Source organism: Flavobacterium johnsoniae (genome assembly GCF_001879205.1).
In the GTDB taxonomy this organism is placed as follows: domain Bacteria; phylum Bacteroidota; class Bacteroidia; order Flavobacteriales; family Flavobacteriaceae; genus Flavobacterium; species Flavobacterium johnsoniae_A.
This window is the reverse complement of sequence record NZ_MLFK01000005.1, coordinates 49,152-68,462: the sequence shown is the minus strand read 5'-3', so window position 1 is coordinate 68,462 and position 19,311 is coordinate 49,152. Positions and strand designations below refer to the sequence as shown.

20 protein-coding genes are annotated in these 19,311 nt (G+C 34.8%); 3 read left to right on the top strand and 17 right to left on the bottom strand.

Going from position 1 to position 19,311, the window contains the following annotated elements:
* Nucleotides 1–87: 87 nt before the first annotated feature.
* The 3 genes from BKM63_RS05560 to BKM63_RS05550 form a co-directional block, all read right to left on the bottom strand.
* Nucleotides 88–933 carry an SDR family oxidoreductase gene (locus tag BKM63_RS05560; RefSeq protein WP_071635647.1) on the bottom strand — a complete coding sequence of 282 codons (846 nt, stop codon included), beginning with the start codon at nucleotides 931–933 and terminating at the stop codon, nucleotides 88–90.
* A gap of 214 nt (nucleotides 934–1,147) precedes the next feature.
* Nucleotides 1,148–1,597 (bottom strand): GNAT family N-acetyltransferase, encoded by a 450-nt coding sequence (locus BKM63_RS05555; RefSeq protein WP_071635646.1) that lies wholly within the window; start codon nucleotides 1,595–1,597, stop codon nucleotides 1,148–1,150.
* Complete coding sequence (locus tag BKM63_RS05550; protein WP_071635645.1) at nucleotides 1,582–2,484, bottom strand: LysR family transcriptional regulator; 903 nt, start codon at nucleotides 2,482–2,484, stop codon at nucleotides 1,582–1,584. Before BKM63_RS05550 ends, BKM63_RS05555 begins: the two co-directional genes overlap by 16 nt.
* A 146-nt stretch (nucleotides 2,485–2,630) precedes the next feature.
* On the opposite strand from BKM63_RS05550, the gene BKM63_RS05545 reads away from it, so the two are divergent.
* Complete coding sequence (locus BKM63_RS05545; protein ID WP_071635644.1) at nucleotides 2,631–3,026, top strand: rhodanese-like domain-containing protein; 396 nt, start codon at nucleotides 2,631–2,633, stop codon at nucleotides 3,024–3,026.
* Between the two features lie 60 nt (nucleotides 3,027–3,086).
* Here BKM63_RS05545 and BKM63_RS05540 read toward each other — a convergent pair whose 3' ends face one another.
* The 3 genes from BKM63_RS05540 to BKM63_RS05530 are packed head-to-tail and all read right to left on the bottom strand — an operon-like array spanning nucleotide 3,087 to nucleotide 7,362.
* The gene (locus BKM63_RS05540; protein WP_083572184.1) at nucleotides 3,087–5,477 is read right to left on the bottom strand and encodes a M28 family peptidase; all 2,391 of its coding nucleotides are present in this window, start codon (nucleotides 5,475–5,477) and stop codon (nucleotides 3,087–3,089) included.
* Between the two features lie 11 nt (nucleotides 5,478–5,488).
* Entirely contained in the window at nucleotides 5,489–5,836 is a 348-nt protein-coding gene (locus BKM63_RS05535; RefSeq protein ID WP_071635643.1) for a hypothetical protein, read from the bottom strand.
* A gap of 2 nt (nucleotides 5,837–5,838) precedes the next feature.
* Nucleotides 5,839–7,362, bottom strand: coding sequence for a bifunctional GNAT family N-acetyltransferase/carbon-nitrogen hydrolase family protein (locus tag BKM63_RS05530; protein WP_071635642.1), 1,524 nt, complete (start codon nucleotides 7,360–7,362; stop codon nucleotides 5,839–5,841).
* 175 nt (nucleotides 7,363–7,537) lie between these two features.
* Here BKM63_RS05530 and BKM63_RS05525 point away from each other — a divergent pair, with 175 nt between their 5' ends.
* Nucleotides 7,538–7,870, top strand: a complete 333-nt coding sequence (locus tag BKM63_RS05525; protein WP_071635641.1) for a single-stranded DNA-binding protein — start codon at nucleotides 7,538–7,540, stop codon at nucleotides 7,868–7,870.
* Between the two features lie 92 nt (nucleotides 7,871–7,962).
* Here BKM63_RS05525 and BKM63_RS05520 read toward each other — a convergent pair whose 3' ends face one another.
* From BKM63_RS05520 to metG, 9 genes are all read right to left on the bottom strand, one after another.
* Complete coding sequence (locus tag BKM63_RS05520; RefSeq protein WP_071635640.1) at nucleotides 7,963–8,655, bottom strand: DUF2461 domain-containing protein; 693 nt, start codon at nucleotides 8,653–8,655, stop codon at nucleotides 7,963–7,965.
* Nucleotides 8,656–8,743: 88 nt separating this feature from the next.
* The gene (locus BKM63_RS05515) at nucleotides 8,744–8,929 is read right to left on the bottom strand and encodes a hypothetical protein (RefSeq protein WP_071635639.1); all 186 of its coding nucleotides are present in this window, start codon (nucleotides 8,927–8,929) and stop codon (nucleotides 8,744–8,746) included.
* Nucleotides 8,930–9,010: 81 nt separating this feature from the next.
* Nucleotides 9,011–9,529 (bottom strand): ferritin, encoded by a 519-nt coding sequence (locus tag BKM63_RS05510; protein ID WP_071635638.1) that lies wholly within the window; start codon nucleotides 9,527–9,529, stop codon nucleotides 9,011–9,013.
* Between the two features lie 95 nt (nucleotides 9,530–9,624).
* On the bottom strand, nucleotides 9,625–11,091 hold the full coding sequence (locus tag BKM63_RS05505; RefSeq protein ID WP_071635637.1) for a hypothetical protein: 1,467 nt from the start codon (nucleotides 11,089–11,091) through the stop codon (nucleotides 9,625–9,627).
* Between the two features lie 163 nt (nucleotides 11,092–11,254).
* Nucleotides 11,255–12,382: an OmpA family protein gene (locus BKM63_RS05500; RefSeq protein WP_071635636.1), complete on the bottom strand. Its 1,128-nt coding sequence runs from the start codon at nucleotides 12,380–12,382 to the stop codon at nucleotides 11,255–11,257.
* Nucleotides 12,383–12,491: 109 nt separating this feature from the next.
* Nucleotides 12,492–13,124: a chloramphenicol acetyltransferase gene (locus BKM63_RS05495; protein WP_071635635.1), complete on the bottom strand. Its 633-nt coding sequence runs from the start codon at nucleotides 13,122–13,124 to the stop codon at nucleotides 12,492–12,494.
* Entirely contained in the window at nucleotides 13,124–13,831 is a 708-nt protein-coding gene (locus BKM63_RS05490; protein ID WP_071635634.1) for an HAD family hydrolase, read from the bottom strand. The genes BKM63_RS05495 and BKM63_RS05490 overlap by 1 nt, the downstream gene beginning before the upstream one ends.
* Before the next feature lie 140 nt (nucleotides 13,832–13,971).
* Complete coding sequence (locus BKM63_RS05485; protein ID WP_071635633.1) at nucleotides 13,972–14,859, bottom strand: DMT family transporter; 888 nt, start codon at nucleotides 14,857–14,859, stop codon at nucleotides 13,972–13,974.
* 108 nt (nucleotides 14,860–14,967) lie between these two features.
* Nucleotides 14,968–17,103, bottom strand: coding sequence for a methionine--tRNA ligase (gene metG, locus BKM63_RS05480; RefSeq protein ID WP_071635632.1), 2,136 nt, complete (start codon nucleotides 17,101–17,103; stop codon nucleotides 14,968–14,970).
* Between the two features lie 401 nt (nucleotides 17,104–17,504).
* Between metG and BKM63_RS05475 the strand changes: the two genes are divergently transcribed.
* Nucleotides 17,505–17,732 carry a CDGSH iron-sulfur domain-containing protein gene (locus BKM63_RS05475; RefSeq protein WP_071635631.1) on the top strand — a complete coding sequence of 76 codons (228 nt, stop codon included), beginning with the start codon at nucleotides 17,505–17,507 and terminating at the stop codon, nucleotides 17,730–17,732.
* 52 nt (nucleotides 17,733–17,784) lie between these two features.
* Here the strand turns inward: BKM63_RS05475 and BKM63_RS05470 are convergent, their stop codons facing one another.
* A complete protein-coding gene (locus BKM63_RS05470) occupies nucleotides 17,785–18,687 on the bottom strand; it encodes a PhzF family phenazine biosynthesis protein (protein WP_071635630.1) in 903 nt (300 codons plus the stop codon).
* 64 nt (nucleotides 18,688–18,751) lie between these two features.
* A complete protein-coding gene (locus BKM63_RS05465) occupies nucleotides 18,752–19,309 on the bottom strand; it encodes a YdeI/OmpD-associated family protein (RefSeq protein WP_071635629.1) in 558 nt (185 codons plus the stop codon).
* Between the last annotated feature and the right edge of the window lie 2 nt (nucleotides 19,310–19,311).

The following is a 19,311-nucleotide window of genomic DNA, read 5'->3' as shown; positions in this document are numbered from 1 at the left end:
AATGTTTCCCGCAAAGTTCGCAAAGTTTTTTTTAAACCCTATAAAGTTATGTTACAAAATTTGCACAATTGTCTGACATCTAAAACTCTAGTAATCTTCTAAATTAAACTTATAATTTAAAACGTTTTGGATTTTATCGCTTGAAATGGTCTTTTTAATATTCGATTTTTCAGAACTGAATTTTGGTACAACCAGGTTTTGCTCTTTTGCTTTTTGAGTATAATACTCTTCTCGGGTTGGGTGAAAGGGCGCAACGGCGTTAAAAACAATATTCCATTTTGATTGAGTTATGATTTCTTCAATGATGGAGATACAATCGTTTTGATGAATTAAATTTACAGGTGCATCCGGGTTTTCGAGGTTTTCTTTTCCTGCTAAAAACTTAACCGGATGTCGGTCTTCGCCAATTAAGCCGCCAAAACGCAGAATTGTAGTTTCGAAGTTCTTGTTTTTTTGAAGAATCGCTTCCGCTAAAAGTAATTGTTTGCCGCTTTCTGTTTCCGGATTTGGATTAGTCTCTTCTGTAATAATTTCGTTTTCATCACCGTAAACAGAAGTTGAACTCACAAAGAGAACTTTCTTAACGTTTGATTTCTCTATAAACGGAATTAAATTCTGAATTTTCTCAACAAAAACTTTTCTCGAAGAACCAGATGAATCAGCATTATTTCCTCGCAATTTTGGTGGAATGTCAATGATTAAGATTTCGCTGTTATTTAGAAAGTCATTTATACTTTCTAATACATTTTCGCTTTCAATTGATTCTTCGACTTCACTCAGGATGACAAGAAACGGATTTATTCCCGCATTTTCTAAAATGGAAAGTTTATTTTCAGAAGTTGTAGATCCTTTTACGGTATAGCCTTTTTCGATTAATCTTTTCGCTAAGGGAAATCCAAGCCACCCGCAGCCTAATATGCTTATTTTTTTCATTTTTTTTAAGGTTGTTTTGAAGAATAATCTCGCAAAGTCGCTAAGACGCAAAGTTTTGAATAGCCTCCAGCTTTAGCTGGAGAAATACGATTTAAATATAAAAGGGCTTTAGCCAAATATAGACCTTTACCTTAACTATATTTTCCATCCAGCTAAAGCTGGAGGCTATTCAAAACTTTGCGTCTTAGCGACTTTGCGAGATTAAATTTGCATATTACAAATCTAATGTAAATCGGACTTTATCTTTTCCTTTTGCGCCAATTCTGTTATAGAATTTTATGGCTCTTTCATTAAACTGAGGCGTTTGCCATTGAATGTTGACGCAGTTATTTTCAATTCCAATTTCTTTTAACCTTTCAATTAAAATTTCTCCAATTCCAAAACCTCTGGCTTCTTCTTCCAAAAACAAACAATCCATGTAAACAAAAGTCTGGGCATCCCAGGTTGAAAAATCAAAAGTATACGAAACATACCCAACGATCGTTTCTTTTGTGGCTGCTACTAAACAAAACAGTTTTGGCTTTTCGGCGAAAAGAGCTTCTTTTAAACTTTCTTCTTTTCCCTCCGGAGAATAAGCTGCTTTCTCAAATGCTGCATGTTTTTGGCATAAAATAACCAGTTTTGGTAAGTCGGCGATTTCGCAGTTTCTTATTGAATATTCCATTGCAGGTTAATTTCGTTTTGTAGAAAATTAATAAAGTGCTGAAAATAATCCGGATAAGTTTCATTTGCTCTTGTAGCGATAAAGTGTTTTCGTTTCAAACCGTTTTTGCCCACTTTTACAGCTTTAATCGGATTGTTTTTTAAATGCGGAAGCAAAGCCCATTTTGCCATCGACATAACGCCCATATCGGCTTTTACCATTTCCAGAGAAGCTTCTGTTAAAGGAAGCGGCGTTACTTTTCTTGGTGTTACTTTGGCTGGAGCCAAAATAAACTGATGAATGGTAACCGTTTCCATTGGAAGAGAATGAATTAATAAATGCTGATCAATAAAATCTTCGGCTACGACATATTTTTTATTTGCCCACGGATGATTTTCAGAAACAGCCATTACCACTTCGTCCTGAAAAAGCTCCGTATATTTTATATGATTGTCTTTAATAGTATCGCTTACAATGGCAATGTCAATGGAGTTTTCTAAAAGCTTTTGAAGCGGAATATGGGTTGCTTCGGTTATTATTTTCAATTCTACATTTGGATACAAAAGATGAAATTGTTTTAATACCGGCGGAAGCCAATGATAACTCGAAAAACATTCGGTACTTATCCTGATTTCGCCATATTCGCCATAAACCATTTGTTTGATCTGTGTTTGTGCTTCGCTGAGTTTGTTTAGAATGTCATTGGCAAGTTCATAGATTTTTTCTCCGGCTTTTGTGAGTACCAGTTTTTTATTGGTTCTCAAAAAAATGGGTGTGCCTAATTGATATTCTGCTTCTTTGAGCTGATGACTCAAAGCCGATTGTGTCAAATGAAGTTTGTCAATCGCTTTTGTAATGCTTCCTTCTTCGACAATTGCTTTTATCAATTTTAAATGACGTATTTCCATTTTTTGAGATTTACATACAAAGGAACAAAATTTTAGAATCGCTTTTGTATGAAAAAAACTAATGCGCTTCATGAATTCTTTTCGTTTTTTCGGCATCGATTCTTCGGTTACTTTTGAAAAAACAAAATCGATAAAACGATATTACAATGGAAGATCAAATTAAATTTTATGAGCAAAAATTAGCATTCGAAATGGATCCGTCAGATTTATTCGATGCTTTAAATAATGGTGAAAAGATAGTTGCAATAGATGCAAGGAAAGTTTTTGGATATGAAGCAGAACATATTCCGGGTGCGATTAACATTCCGCATCGCGAAATGTCTGTAGAAACAACGAAACATTTAGATAAGGATGTTTTGTATGTAACATATTGTGACGGAATAGGATGCAATGCCTCAACAAAGGGCGCTTTAAATATGGCCAGATTAGGGTTTAAAGTAAAAGAACTAATTGGCGGCATCGAGTGGTGGAAGTTCGACGGCTATGCAACCGAGGGGACAAAAGGAGTAAAAGAAGGTTTAAAAATTGAATGCGCCTGCTAAAAAATAAAAGCAGACTTTGATTAGAAAGTCTGCTTTTTGTTTTTTTGAAAGATATATTTATTATGGTTTAAGCACAGGCTGTAAACTGTCTTTTACAATTACGGCGCTGTCTTTAACTGGTGCCGCTTGTATTGGCGGACTTACCGGAGCGGTATATCTTTTTATTTTCTGCTGAATCAGTACGGCATCATTTAAAACAAAAGGAGTTGGCATCATCCAGTCACTTCTTGGGTTCACTTTTAATAAAGGATTTGTCATTAGATCAAATGAACTTTCGATTAAATCCATATCAAAAACAGACGATTTATTAATATAGAAATCCATAATTAGGGGTTCATTGCCTACAACATAATAACACAAAAGTCGCATTCCGTCTCTTTCCAATCGATTTCCTTTTTCTCCGGAAGAAGAAACTCCGTTTGCCTTAAAGTTATAAAATGTCATTTTTGGATTGGCATAAATATCGTAGCGATTTACTTTTCGGTTTGGAGTGATTTTAATTTTTAAATATCTGTTATTGCCCACAACGCTGTCTTTCAGGAAAGAAATGGTTGGTTTTGGCACGTCAACAACTGGTGCAATTGCACTGTATGTAAAACCAGAATTGTATTTGCTTGAAATAGGCAGATTGTTTAATCCAACCGCTTTTTGATTCTTCTCGCCTAAATAGGTTTTTGTCCAATCATCAAGGTTTACATCGTAAGTTGCCCAAACTGCTGAATTGGTATTAGCATTGTAAACGTATAGTAAACTGTTAGATTTTGCTTTTCCGTGTTCATAATTTGAATGATAGCCGGCGTAGATAAAGAAACCAATAGACACAGCAAAGAAAACCATAATCCAGGCTCCTTTTTTGAAGAAAATATTAAATATTGGAAGTAATAATCCAAAAAGCAGCACGGTTAAAATAGCGCTTCCAAAAAGGATTTTTAATCCTAAACCAATAGGAAACATAACAATAAAAGGGGCAACAATGGCTAAGGCCGGAATACTGAAAAGTAAATTAAGACCTAAGCTGTAATGCTGTGTCAAAACAAAGATTCCGAATAAAAGTATGCCGAAATAAACCGGAATGATTAAGAATCCTGCTCCGGCTAAACTGTTGGCCAAATAAGCATTAATGATGATCCAAAGCAGTAAAGGTGCCACAAAATGGTTCATCGTTATTTTAGCGTCAGAAAAATGATGGTAGAACGCAAAACAAATGGCAATGCTTAAGGTTACAAATGCACCAATGTAAGCATGACCGTTATAAGTAAATCCGTTTAGTAAATCAGAATACTGCGGATAAATCTCTAAGATTATTTTCCATCCCAAAAAGGTTACTAAACCTGCTGTAATTACAGATCCTAAAAGCGGTACAAATCCTTTGAAAATTTCTCTGAAAGAGATCATTCGCTTTGCTTTTCCTATAAATATAAAAATGATAAGTAATCCTAAAGCAATAATGGTCATTGGCATTACCCAGCTAAATGGATAACTGATGAAAGAGAATGGAGCGCTGAAATAAACATAATCTTCAGATGAAGCAGTCTGGTTTAAGTCGGTATTGGCGAAGTATTTTAATAAAGGCATCAGATATGAGCCCTGATGTGCCAGTGTAGTTTTGTTTAAATGCTGAACGTCGTCCTGTTGTGTGTGATAATTGTAGTGGCCGTCTATAAAAGCAAAGTTAAACCCCTGAATTTTTCCCTGCTCTCTAAATACGGTTAAGTCGGTATCATTTGGTAGCATTTTATAAATGCTGTACATCAGTGAGTTGGACACCGGATAGGCTGCTTTTGCTTTAGAGAATTCCTGAACAAGTGCCTGGTTTCCTTTGTTGGTTTCCATCAGCATATAGCTTGGTCCGGAAGTACCGCGGGCTTCAAAATTTAAAACCAAACCCACATCTTTTGCCCAGGGATGTTTGTTTACAAAAAGAGCGGCACCGTTTAAGCCTAGTTCTTCAGCATCAGAAAAAAGAATTATAATATCGTTTTTTTGCGGATGTTTTGAGTATAAAAATGCTCGGATTCCTTCAAGGATGGTTGCAACCCCTGATGCATCATCACTTGCTCCTTTTGAAAAAGAATGCGGTGCGCTATCATAATGAGAAAGAAGTAAAAGAGCCTTGGTGTTATTTGTTCCCTTAATTCGGGCCAGAATATTTTTAGATTTTACCAGCAGTCCTTTATCGTTAAGTGTAAAACCTTCCTGAATACTAGTTTCTAAACCAATTCTGTTAAGTTCAAGTTTGAGATAATTAGCGACCAACTCGTGATTAGTAGAGCCAACATAATGTGGTTTTTGAGCTATGATTTCAACTTGATTTAAAGCCCTTTCAGTAGAGAATTCGGCAAGGGCTTCATCTGTTTTTGAAATCCATTGCGGCATCATTGTCGCATATATAATAGCAAGAATGGCCAGAATACAGATTATTGCCAGAATTGAGGTGGGGTTTTTTCTCATGATGAATAAATCTAAATTTCTTTTTTAACAAGCATATAATAATCATTGTCCAAAGACCTGTATCCTTGGTCATACAGGAAATAGTAGGTATTGCCTGTTTTGGTGTGCAAGATATTAGTAAAGAAATCAAAATCAAAGCCTTTATTAATCATTTTCTCTCTGGTTGCTTTTGATTTTCCATCCACATTCAGCTCAGACAAAATACGGTAATTTTTTCGTAATTTGTTGTTTACATTTCGCATGAAATTGTTGCTGTCTTTGTTTATTTTATTGTTGTAGGCATTTCGGCAGTTGTCTGAACAAAACTTTTTATCTTCACGGCCCACAAGCTTTTCCGAGCATTCAAGACATGTTCTCATTATTACAATTTATTAATTTGATATAAATCGGTTCTTCTGTCTTTAAGAATTCGCACACTTCCATGTTCATGAAGATGTTTTAATAAATTTAAATCAACGTCAACAATCAGTGTCATTTCAGTATTAGGAGTAGCTTCTGCTTTAATTCCGTTACTCGGAAAAGCAAAATCAGAAGGCGTAAAAACCGAAGCCTGAGCATATTGAATATCCATATTGTTTACTTTCGGAAGATTTCCAACGCAGCCGGCAATGGCAACATAACATTCGTTTTCAATTGCGCGAGCCTGCGAGCAGTGTTTTACACGTGTGTAAGCATTTTGAGTATCAGTTAAGAATGGAACAAATAAAATGTTCATTCCTTCATCTGCCAATAGTCTTGAAAGTTCCGGGAATTCAACATCATAACAAATTAAAATTCCAATTTTACCGCAGTCTGTATCATAGGTTTTAAACTCAGATCCGCCTTTCATTCCCCAGTGATGCACCTCGTTTGGTGTTATGTGAATTTTAGAATACATTTCTGAAGTTCCATCTCTTTTGCATAAAAAGCCAACATTATATAAAATACCATTTTCAAGATGCGGCATACTTCCTGTAATAATGTTGATGTTGTATGAAATGGCAAACTCCTGAAAACGTTGTCTGATTGGTCCCGAATGTCGTGCCAGTTCCCGGATGGCTTCTGCTTCAGATAAGTGATTGTAATCTGCCATTAAAGGCGCAATAAAAAGTTCTGGAAATAAGGCAAAATCGCTTCCATAACCGGAGACAACATCGATGAAAAATTCAGCCTGTTCAAAAAGTGCTTCAACATTGTTCAGCTGACGCATCTGCCATTGAATTAATCCTAACCTGATGACGCTCTTTTCGAGGTTGATCAGCTTCGGACTTTCATCATAATAGACATTGTTCCATTCTAAAAGAACAGCAAACTCTTTTGATTCTTCATCTCCTTCAAGATAATTTTTAATTATTCGAAGTACATGAAAATCATTGCTCAGCTGAAAAGAAAGTACCGGATCATGGAGTTCTTTGTCCTTCACTTTTTCAATATAAACTTTTGGAGAAAGTTTTTTTGCGTATTGATTATAGTTTGGAATTCTGCCGGCAAAAACAATCGCTTTTAGATTTAGCTGTTCGCAGAGTTCTTTTCTCGCATCGTATAAACGTCGTCCCAAACGCAGGCCTCGGTAATTTGGATGGATGAAAACATCGATTCCGTATAAAATCTCACCATCGGGATTATGAGTAGAAAAAGTATAATCGCCAATAATTTGTCTGTAATTATGCCTTTTATCAACTAATTTTTCATCGACAATAAGCGATAAAGCCGAGCCGACTACGACTCCGTCAACTAAAATAACCAATTGGCCTTCCGGAAATATTGAAAGTAATTTTTTTATATCGTTTGATCTCCAATATGAATTGGCCATTTCAGGATACGATTCAACCATTGAGTTTTTCAATTGTTTGTAATCTTCCAGTTCTAAATTTCGCAATTCAACTTTTTTGATTTGTGTCTGCATATCGTAGGATTTATCTCAAATATAGCAAAAATAAATTCCATTTACAAACGCTTACAATTATTTACAACCGAAAGTAAATAGTTTACAGCCGAATAATTTTTGACAGTCAGCGCATCTTTGCAATGTTGAATTTGATCAACGATTTTTTTATACGAACATTTAAATATTATACGCCATGAATGCAATGAAAAACAGAGTACAATTAATTGGTAACGTAGGAAACGATCCTGAAATTAAAACATTAGACAGCGGAAAAAAGCTGGCGCATTTAACTATTGCCACAAAAGACATTTATAAAAATGATAAAGGTGAAAGGGTAGAGCAAACCGAATGGCACCGCGTAACAGCATGGGGAAAAACCGCTGAAATTATCGAAAAGTTTGTTGCAAAAGGAAAAGAAGTTGCGATTGACGGAAAATTAACCCACCGAAGTTACGATACCCAAAATGGAGAAAAGAGATATATCACCGAGGTTGTTGTAAACGAAATTTTATTGCTTAGTAAGTAATCTTGATTAAATAAAGCAAACCCGACAGTCCTGATCCCGAAACTTCGGGACGGGATAACCTGTCGGGTTTATTATTTGTATTAAGAATGTATTTATAAAACCGAAGCTCCATTTACATCTGTCGAAAGTACTTCGCTCATATAATCAAAAAAAGGCCTCATGTTTTTGAATGCTTCTAAAGCCTTTTCCAGAAACAAAGGACTTAAAACTTCATCATCAGTAAACCGTTTGATAACTAAAAATTGTTTGTAGCGCAGTAAATCAATGGCCTCATGATCTGCGTCGAAACCTTTGGGTGATGTTTTGAGCTGTTCGCCCTGAAGCGTTCCAAAATTATTGACAAAAGATTTTGAATTTAGTATCTCTCTAAAAGATTCAGGGTCGTGTGCAAATTCGCTTCTTATGCGTTTTAGATCCGCAGCATTTGGCCCCCAAAAGCCGCCGGCGAAAAAACTGTTTCCTTTTTCCAGATGAAAATAATAGCCGCCGCGTCTTGCACTTGTTGCTCGTGTATAACTTCCGCCCCAATAGGTTTTAAAAGGAGTTTTGTCTTTAGAAAAACGAATGTCACGATAAATTCTGTACACACTTTTTTTGCCCGATTGTGTTTCCAGAACATCACTTTTGGAAAGTTCTTTTAGTAAAGCGTCTGCAAAGTTTTGGATATGATTTAATTCGATTAAATATTCTGATTTATGTTCATCAAACCAGGGTTTGTTATTGTTCTCTTTTAGCTGAGTCAAAAAATCAAGGCTGGATTGGGGTATAATGATGTCGTTTTTCATAATAAGGTGGAGACTTTTTTAAATCAGAATACGAATTTAAGTAAAATTAAAAACCCACCAGATTTCTTGGTGGGTTTTGTATATATCGTTAAGCCGTTTTTTTGAATAAATCAAACATAGGACAACGTGAGCAGCGTTTCTTTTCACTCTTTTTATATTTCTCACAACAAGAAGATTTGCAATTTTCAATCTTCTTAATTTTATCAAGGATATCTTTATTCTTTTTTTTCTTTTTATCCTTTTTTTTGTCCTTGTCTTTTTCTTTCTTGCCCAATTTTCCTCTGTATTATAAAAACAGAGACAAATATAAACGAAAAAAGTTATTTTTAAATATTCTAAATAAACTTTAACTTTTTTATTTAGGATTGATAGCAATCGAGCTTGTAACTGTTAATTGCTGAATATCACGATCGAATAAGTAAAGTCCGCCTTTGTCATCACCAATTAAGTTGATTTTGTCCAAAATTGATTTAGCTGTAGCTTCTTCCTCGATTTGTTCCGAAACGTACCATTGTAAGAAATTGTGCGTTGCATAATCTTTTTCTTCAAAAGTGATATGAACCAATTCGTTAATAGACTGCGAAACAAAAATTTCGTGGTTATAAAGTTCCTCAAACATTTCTTTAAAAGTATTGTAAGATGTTCTTGGCGCTTTTAGATCTGTAACCTGAGCATGTCCTCCGCGTTCGTTTACATACTTAACTAGTTTAAGCATATGTGCACGCTCTTCATCTGATTGTGTGTACATAAATTGAGCAATTCCCTCAAGTCCGTGTACTTCAGCCCAACAAGCCATAGAAAGATAAGTTTGCGAAGATTCTGCTTCTATGCGGATTTGCTTATTTAAAGCTGTTTCAATATTTTTTGATAGCATAATATGTGTCTTTTTGGTAAAGTTAGAAAAAATAATTCATTCCCTTTTTTTGAAACCGCGAAAACATTATACATTTGGATTAATTCTCAATAAATTTAACGTGTTTTAATAGGTTCAAAAGAGAACGGTTTAGAGAATTGAGCCTTGTTCATAACTGGGTTTCCGTCTCCTTCTCTAATAAATCCATCCGTAAATCTGCGAAGTATAAATTGCTTTAGAGCTGTGTCATAATAACTCAAAATATAATAGTCTTTTAGTTTTAAAATATTTTGAAGCGCCGCATTTCTGTTAGTGCTTAAATAATAATAAGCGTTGTCAATGGCCAATGGTTCTGATTGTTTGTTACTTACAAAGTCAAGGTTAGAATCGAACATCGAATCAAAAAACACCATTTTATTTTGAACGTAATAAGATTGCCCGCCATTATAATCGTTGAAAAAATCACCTTGTCCATATTGAAAGTTGGAAACTATATATTCTACAAAGCCTCCAAATGTCACAAAGCTGTTTTTTTTGTTTTTAAAAACTGAAATTCCTGTACTTAAATCTGAAAGTTGCTTAAGGAACTTTGCAGTGTTTTTCAGCTCTATAGGTTTGTCATTGTTTGTTTGAAGAAACAAGGGAGAATTTTTAAATCGTATCGTATCATTTTTTGAAACAGAAACACTTTTTAGCGTCTGTCCGGAATCAAAATCTTTTATAGTATATAAAAACTCATCACTATTTGCCTTTACCTGAAATAATCTGCCATCGCTGTAAAAAGAATTCGAGCTTCTGGATACTTTCTTTGTTGCCGGTTGTGAAAAGATTTTTTCTTTAATTTCAAGAGTTTTTAAATTAAGATCAAAAACCTGTGTTTTTTGTGTGTTATAGTCAAATGTCAAAAAGATATGATCTTCAAGGATATACATTTTGTTTATAGCAGATGCTTTTTCTAAAGGATTAAAATCAGAAGCTTCCATTTTTTGAACAGGATAATTTCGAATAAGTGCATTGAATGTAAAATTCTGGCCTTTTTCTGTTTGAAAGTTAAAAGCCGAAAAATCAAACATTTTTATTTCGCATTTTCCATTCTGAAATTCATAAAGCAGCAGATGTTTTTGGCCTTTTTCTTTTCCCAGGACGTAAAAAATATTGTTTTTTTGAAAAGTGGTTATGATATATTCATTTTCTTCGGGAAAATCGAAATTTAATACTCTTGAAGTTTTAAGGCCTAAAAAGTATTTAATGATTTTAATATTTCGTGTGTTTTGGGAAGTCCAGTACAATAAAGGATTGCCGTCTTCACTAATGCTGTATCCCGTTAAGGATCTGTTTTCAGGATTTCGAATAGTATCTGTAAACTGATTGGTAAGAAACAGAGATTTATTATATTTTAAAATATTAATATTCCTGTTGTCTGCTGCAAAAACATAAATATCGTGAGTTTTTACATCTTCAGCATTCAGGGTTTGGGCATTTTCTGCTGCGGCATCTAAATTTAATGGGAGCGAGTTCAATACTGTTTGACCTATCAGTGCTGATTTACAGAGTAAAAGAGAGAAAAGAAATAGTTTTTTCATGAATTTTCAATCGTCAAATATCATTCCAAATTTAAGGAAATAAACCATATTTAAGTGTAATAGAATTCAATCATGCCAATATGTATTGGTTTTGATTTAAGACAACAAAAAAAGTCCTTACGAATTTCGTAAGGACTCTTGAATTTTTATTCTTAGAAAAGAATTATTTTACTTTAAAAGTAACTCTTCTTGCTAATCTTCTAGCTTCTTCAGAATCTTTTTGGATTGATGTATCAGCACCAGCTGCAACAACATTTAATCTTGAAGATGCGATTCCTGCTTTTTCAAATATAGTTTTAACGTTAGTTGCTCTTGTATTTGACAATTTTTCATTGTACTCAGATTTCCCAACTTGGTCAGCATATCCAATAATATCTAAAGATGCTGATGGGTTTTTTCTTAAGTAAGTTAAAACTACATCTATTGCAGCAGTAGAGTTTTCAATTGGAGTCGATTTGTTGAAATCAAAATAAACGCTGTAATATTTATCGTTTATCATTTCTTTCATCACATCTTTATTTTCAACTACATTGTTTGTAACTGGTTTTTCTACGATAACTTGTTTTGAAGGCATGTTTTTTATTTGATTCTCAAGTTCAGCAATCTTGCTGTCGTAAGCAGAAAGATCAACATTTTGAGAAGTTACAGCCCAGTCAGCATGTTTAGTGTTTTTTCCTAAATAAACATTTAAACCAACAGTACCGTTAAATAGCAATCCTGAAAATCCTCTGTTTTCACCAATATAAGTACCATCAAAATTCAGATTTTGATCAGCATTTAAAATTGTAGAAAAATCTCCAGTTAAAGCCACTCTGTTTGATAATCTGATTTGTCCGGTTATACCAGCAATAAAATTACCCATTCTGTCTTTTACATGTAAATCTTTGTTTTCTAATTGAGCTACACCAAAACCAGCATGTGCCAATAAACCAAATGTATTGGTCCATGTTTCAAAATCCATGATGCGTCCTAAGTTAGCAACAGCCTGTAAATCTATTCTATAATATTTTGAATCAAAATCGATAGAGTTGTTTTTGGCTGTAAAACTATTGTATCCAAAATCAGCTTTCAAACCAAATTTGTTGTTAAACATATAACGAACCCCAAGATCACCTACCCAAGGACTTGGTGTGCTTGTAAAATAACCTGAAGTCATTGGACGTTGAGGTTTGTTTACCCCTCCGGCTAACTCAACAGACCACTTGTTGTAGTTGTTTGCAGTACTTTCTGTTTGTGCATTTACATGAATTAACCCTAATGCAAATGCCAGAGTCATAACAATTTTTTTCATTGTAATTTGAGTTTTAAAATTTTCCTCAAACAAACAAATTTATTGCCGCTCACATTAGCCACTAAAAGACATTAGAGTATCAAAATAAGGTAAATTTGTAAGACAAAAGCTATTTTGTATTCATCTCATTTTGAAAGTAATCGACAAATTGCCCCACATGAAGACCATCTGCTAAGCCGTGGTGTACATGAACAGACATGGCAATGGTTCGTTTTCCGGTTTCTGAAGTCATCATTTTTCCGAAAGAAATTTTAGGGCAGCTGTCTGGAAACGTATAGCTTCTGGCATGCGAAAGTGAAGTGAAATTCAACCAAGGAATAGCCGAAAAATGAATTAAATTATCATCATCAAAAGATCTTGTAAAAAGTCCGGTTGTGTTTTGAATACGCTTGATTTCTGCCAAAGCATTTTCTTTGAAGAGGGTAAGATCCGGATTGTATTCGATTAAAGAAAATCCGAAAGTTCCGTCTTCGCGGCCAATAGTCGCTGATGCATCGATACGATCGTTGATGTATATTTTATCTTCGGCAATTCTGTACTTAAAATTTTCAATTGCATTAACCGCAGTTAATGTTTTATGCAGATAGAAAATGAAAAAAGAAACATTTAGTTGTTTAGCTGTTTGATAGGCCTGAGTGCAGTCAATTTCGACAGTGGCACCAAAAAAAGGCTCGTCCATTTGTCTGAAATGTGCAAAATGTTCTTTTCTATTCCAGTTTTCTAAGTCTAAAAGTGTTTTCATTATAATAAATTATGAACAACTTCAGTGATTTTTTCAAATGAACTAAAGTGTTTGTGTTCAACTTTGTGATTGATTTTTTCGTGCTCCCAAGTGGTGTGAAACGGAATATGAACGGCATATCCTCCAATTTCTAAAACAGGCAGAACATCAGATTTTAATGAGTTGCCAATCATTAAAAACTCATTTGCCTGAATGTCTAAACGGCCCAAAAGTTTTTGATAATCGATTTGCTGTTTGTCTGACATTACTTCGATATGGTGAAAATAATGACCTAAACCAGAACGATGCAATTTACTGTGCTGGTCTTTTAAATCGCCCTTTGTTGCAACTACCAATTTGTATTTTCCGTGTAAGGCTTGTAACGTTTCTTCGATTCCGTCCAGAAGTTCGATTGGTTTTTCAAGAAGTTCTTTCCCGTATTGAATTATTTTTTCAATTACTTCTACCGGAATGGTATTGTTAGAAATATTCATTGCCGCTTCGATCATAGAAAGAATATAACCTTTTATTCCGTAACCGTACAAAGGCAGATTGGCGATTTCAATTTTGAATAATTCCTGCGAAATGCCTTGATGCGAAAGATAATCTTCCATCAAAGCGCAGAATTTATGTTCAGTCTCCTGAAAATAAGGCTCGTTTACAAATAAAGTATCATCTGCATCAAATGCGATTACTTTTAAGTTTGGTATTTTGCTTTTATGTAACATAAGTTTTTTGTTTCAAGTTTGAGGTTCTTTTTGTTTCAAGTTTTTGCCGCGAATTCCACTAATTTTCTTGAATTTTTTCACAGATTATTGAAAGTAAAATGATTTTTCAAATCTGCCAAATCTGCGTGATACCTTTGAATTTAATTCTTGGAAAACAGCCTTTTTAAAGAAATAGTTTTATCGTAAAAAGTAATTCGGATTCCGAAAAGCAGAATGATTCCGCCGAAAACCATTTGTAAAGTTATTTTTTCTTCTAAAAACAACCAAGCTAAAATAGAGGTAATCACCGCCTGACTCAATAAACTCAATGAAACCCTGGTTGCGCGCATGTGCTGTGTGGCATAACTAATAGAAAGCCAGGCGCACAATTGGCATATTACTGCCTGAAGCACCAATACGAACCAGCCTGTATTTGAAAATCCGGTGAAAGGTTCGTCTAAACTGTAGCACAAAATTCCCAAATATATACTGGAAGCCGTTAAACTGATAGTCATAAACGATAAAACATCGACTTCTGAAAGTACATTTTTGCTGACCAAAAGATAAATTGAATATAAAATTCCGGATAAAACGGCGAAAAGGAAAGCCTGATCGAAGTTTAAGTCAATAAAGAACTCAAAACCAACCAGAGTTATCATTCCAAATAAAGATACAATGGTTCCAATCCAGAAGTTTGTCGCGGGTTTTGATTTCAAAAAGAGAAAAGAACCAATTCCTACCCAAACCGGCGATAAATTGGTAAGCAGAGAAGCCTGCGTAGCGCTTGAATCCTGAATAGCAATATTCCAAACGGCAACATCTGAAGAAAATAATACACCGCAAAGAACTGCCAGAAGAGTAAATTTTAAATTAGGAATTTTAAAATTGCCGCTAAAAAGCACATAAGGCAGCAGCAAAATTACAGCAAAAAACATTCGGTAAAAAGCCGAAATTAATCCTGGAGTTAGACGTAATTTTACCAATATTGGAAATATCGAGATGCAGAGTATACCGCAGATTAATGCTAATCTTGGTTTGGTGAGTTTCATTTTTATTTATTTTTTCAAATTATTTTTTGGCTTATAGTTAAAAAAGAAAATTGCGTGAATCAGTTAATTTTTAACCGATTCACGCAATTTTATATCGTTTATAAAACTTTAGTTTACGGTTGATCCGTTTGGAGCATCAGCATCCGGGTTTACGAAAACTAATTTTCCTTCTGAGTTTGTTGTCATTAAAATCATTCCCTGGCTTTCAACACCGCGTAAAGCTCTTGGAGCTAAATTGGCCAAAACAGAAACACGTTTTCCAATGATTTCTTCTGGAGAAAAACTCTCTGCAATTCCCGAAACGATAGTACGAACGTCAATTCCAGTATCTACTTTTAATACCAAAAGTTTGTTTGCTTTTGGCATTTTTTCAGCTTCCAAAATAGTTCCGATACGAATATCCATTTTCGCAAAATCATCAAACTGAATTAAATCTTTTTGTGGTTCAGGCTGTTTGCTTTCAGCAATATTTGCGGTTTTTGTAGCTTCCAATTTATCTATTTGTTTTTGTATTTCTTCGTCTTCAATTTTAGCAAAAAGCAATTCTGCCTCGCCAATTTTATGTCCTGCCGGAATTAAATCTGAATTTTCAGAAATATCATTCCAGCCTAATTTTTTATCAATTATGATATCTTTTGCATCGCGATTTTTCTCTTTCAAAAATTTACTGAATCCTTCAAAATGCTCTTTAAGATCACCTAAATTTAATATTTTAGAAAGTTTAGCAGCAGTAAAAGGTAAAAAGGGTTCTGCCAAAACGCTCAACGCAGCAGCAATTTGCAAAGCGACATACATCTGCGTTTTTACACGCTCAGGATTGTCTTTCATTACTTTCCAAGGCTCTTCGTCAGCAAGATATTTGTTTCCTAAACGGGCAACATTCATCAATTCGCCTAAAGCTTCACGGAATCTATAACGCTCAACTGAACTAGAAATTACAGCAGGATATGCTTTTAATTCGTTTAATGTTGCTTCGTCAATTTCTGTAAATTCATTTGGCGTTGGAATAACACCATCGTAATATTTGTTGGTTAAAACCACAACACGATTCACGAAGTTTCCAAAAATGGCAACCAATTCGTTGTTATTTCTCGCCTGGAAATCTTTCCAGGTAAAATCATTATCTTTTGTTTCCGGCGCGTTAGATGTTAAGGCATAACGCAATACATCCTGCTTATCCGGGAACTCTTCTAAATATTCGTGTAACCAAACTGCCCAGTTTTTTGAAGTAGAAAGCTTGTTTCCTTCTAAATTCAAAAATTCATTTGCCGGAACATTGTCTGGTAAAATATAGCTTCCTTCGGCTTTTAGCATCGCCGGGAAAATAATACAGTGAAAAACAATATTGTCTTTCCCGATAAAGTGAACCAGTTTCGTTTCTTCATCTTTCCAATATGGTTCCCAGTCTTTTCCTTCGCGTGCAGCCCATTCTTTAGTAGAAGAAATGTACCCAATAGGCGCGTCAAACCAAACGTATAATTTTTTTCCTTCGGCACCTTCAACCGGAACGTCAATTCCCCAATCAAGGTCACGTGTAACAGCACGAGGCTCTAGTCCGCCGTCGATCCATGATTTTACCTGTCCATAAACATTCGGTTTCCAGTCGTTTTTATGACCTTCTAAAATCCATTTTGTTAAGAAATCAGAATAACGGTCTAAAGGTAAAAACCAGTGTTTTGTTTCTTTTAAAATTGGAGTTTCACCCGTAATGGTAGATTTTGGATTAATTAAATCCGTCGCATTCAAAGTCGACCCGCAATTTTCGCACTGATCGCCATAAGCTCCATCATTACCACATCGTGGACAAGTTCCAACCACAAAACGATCAGCTAAAAACTGATCTGCCTTTGCATCGTACAATTGTTCGGTTACTTCTTCAATAAAATCACCATTATCATACAGTTTTCTAAAAAAATCCTGAGCCGTATCATGATGAATTTTAGCCGAAGTTCTTGAATAATTGTTGAATGAAATTCCGAAATCAGCAAATGATTTTCTGATAATTCCGTCATATTTGTCAATAACTTCTTGTGGTGTAATTCCTTCTTTTTTGGCTTTCATCGAAATTGCAACTCCGTGTTCATCGCTTCCGCAGATAAATGCTACATCTTTTCCTTGCAATCTTAAATATCTCGAATATATATCTGCAGGCACGTAAACCCCCGCCAAATGCCCAATATGAATTGGTCCATTAGTATAAGGTAATGCCGCCGTGATCGTATATCTCTTTGGATTCTGTATCATATTTCAATTTTATTGAGTGCAAAAATAAGCAATAGAATTGAGATTTTGTTATTACGCAGAGATTCGCACGCAATTTCGCAGAGCCGCACGAAGAAAAACACAGAGATTCGCTAAGTTTTTTTAAGTAAATCGAATTAATCTCGCAAAGGAGCAATTCAAAAAACTTTGTGTGACTTCTCCCAGAGTCTCGGGATCGCTCAGTCTGACAAAAGAATAAACCTTTGCGACTCTGCGCCTTTGCGAGATTATTTCGCCCAAACAATAAAAAGCTCTTTGAATCTCCCTGAAAAGCTCTTTGAATCTCCGCGTTAAAACCTAAAATAGAACCAGTTTAAACTAGCATTCGCCCTAAAATCTTCGGAATATATTTTGCAATCTTTGTAACCGAAAAAACAAATTTTATGAGCAAGACAAAACTAATTATCAATAAAAACGGATCTATCAAAATTGAAGGTGATTTTGAAATCATGGATCCGGAAGGAACTCTATACGGTTTACAAGGAAGAGCTGCACTTGGACTTTGCCGCTGCGGATTATCTGCAAACAAACCATTTTGCGATGGCGGACACAGAAATAACTTCGAACACGATTCTGTTGCGTTTGATTTACCTCCAATGAAAACAAACTAAGATTTTGTTTTGATTAAAATATAAAAGCTGCATTTTCTCGATGCAGCTTTTTTCATATGTAAAGTTCTCCTTTCATCGTAATAATTGAAGAACCGCCAACTAAAATATCTTCTTCACGGTTCATAACTTCAATCAGCGAAGCTTGTTTTAATTTTACGCCTTGGAGAATTTTGTATTCCTTTTCGGATTTAGTGAATTTCTTTTGCGTTAAAAAACCAATTAAAGGACCTGCCGCTGTTCCTGTTGCCGGATCTTCGTTAATGCCGATTATTGGATTGAAAAATCTGGTTTCGACTATATGTTCCTGACCTTCATCAACAATAGTGAAACAATAAAAACCTTCAAAATTATATTCTTTTGAGATTTCAATTAAGAGTTGATTGTCTGGAACAAAACTGTTTAATAATTGACTATTTTTTATAGGAACCATCGTGTGTGCAACTTCTGTTTTAACTACCGTTGGTACAAAAGCATTTACATCCAGATCTTCAATTTTTAAGCCCAGAGCTACCGCAATTTTATATGTTGGAATTTCTTGTTTAATAACTGCCGATTTTTGATGCATTTGAACCACAGGATAAAAAGTAACAGGGTCAAAGCTTACTGTTACAGGTATCGCCGAATGTTTCATGATTACAAAGGGCTCGCTTTCGTTTTGTTCCTCAAAAATCGGCATTCCTTTTAGCAAAGCACCGCAGACTGCGCCTAATAAATTATGTCCTGCACCGTCGATTTCGATTCCCGTTGGGGTAAACGAACGTACGTTTAAAGCTTTTTGTGCTGTTGAATAATAAACAAAAGAAGTTTCAGAATAACCAAACTCTTTAGAGATATTATGATAAGTTTCTAAATCTAAGTTGCCATCAGTAAAAACCACAGAAAGCGGATTTCCTTTATAACTTTCGTTTGAAAATACATCTAAAACGTAATATTCTAATGTTTTTCTTTGTCTCATTCCTTTTTTTTTAGCTTTTAAACGGAATAAAGTTACAGTTTATAAAATATCAAAGCAACAACCTTTACAACATTCGTTTTCCCTCAGCGCTAAATTTTATTGCTTTTTCCAATCTTGCAAGTCTGGTTTTTTCTTGTTTGGCGCTCATAATCACATGTATTATTACTTTTCTGTATGATGGTGCCTGATTGCTAAAATATTCCCAAGCTGTTTTATGGGCTTTAAATTGTTTTTCAAGTTCGGAATCAAGAATATACGTTTCGTTTTCATGGCAGTAAATTTTAGATCTTTCTTCAGATCTTAGTTCGAAAGCTTTTATGCCTGCTTCTTTCATCAATCCGGCTTTTGTAAGCTCTTCGACTTTTTTAATGTTGATGGCACTCCAAATGCTTGATTTTTTTCTCGGCGTAAAGCGTATTGTATAACTTTCTTCGTCAATAGATTTTCGAACGCCGTCTATCCAGCCAAAACAAAGTGCCTGATCTACAGATTCTGACCAGGACATAGAGGGCTTTTTGCTATTCACTTTATAAAAACCTACTAAAAGCTCGGTTTCTTTTGTGTGATGCTTTTCTAACCATTCTCTAAAATTTTCTTGTGTTGCGAAAAAGGTTGGGTTCATTA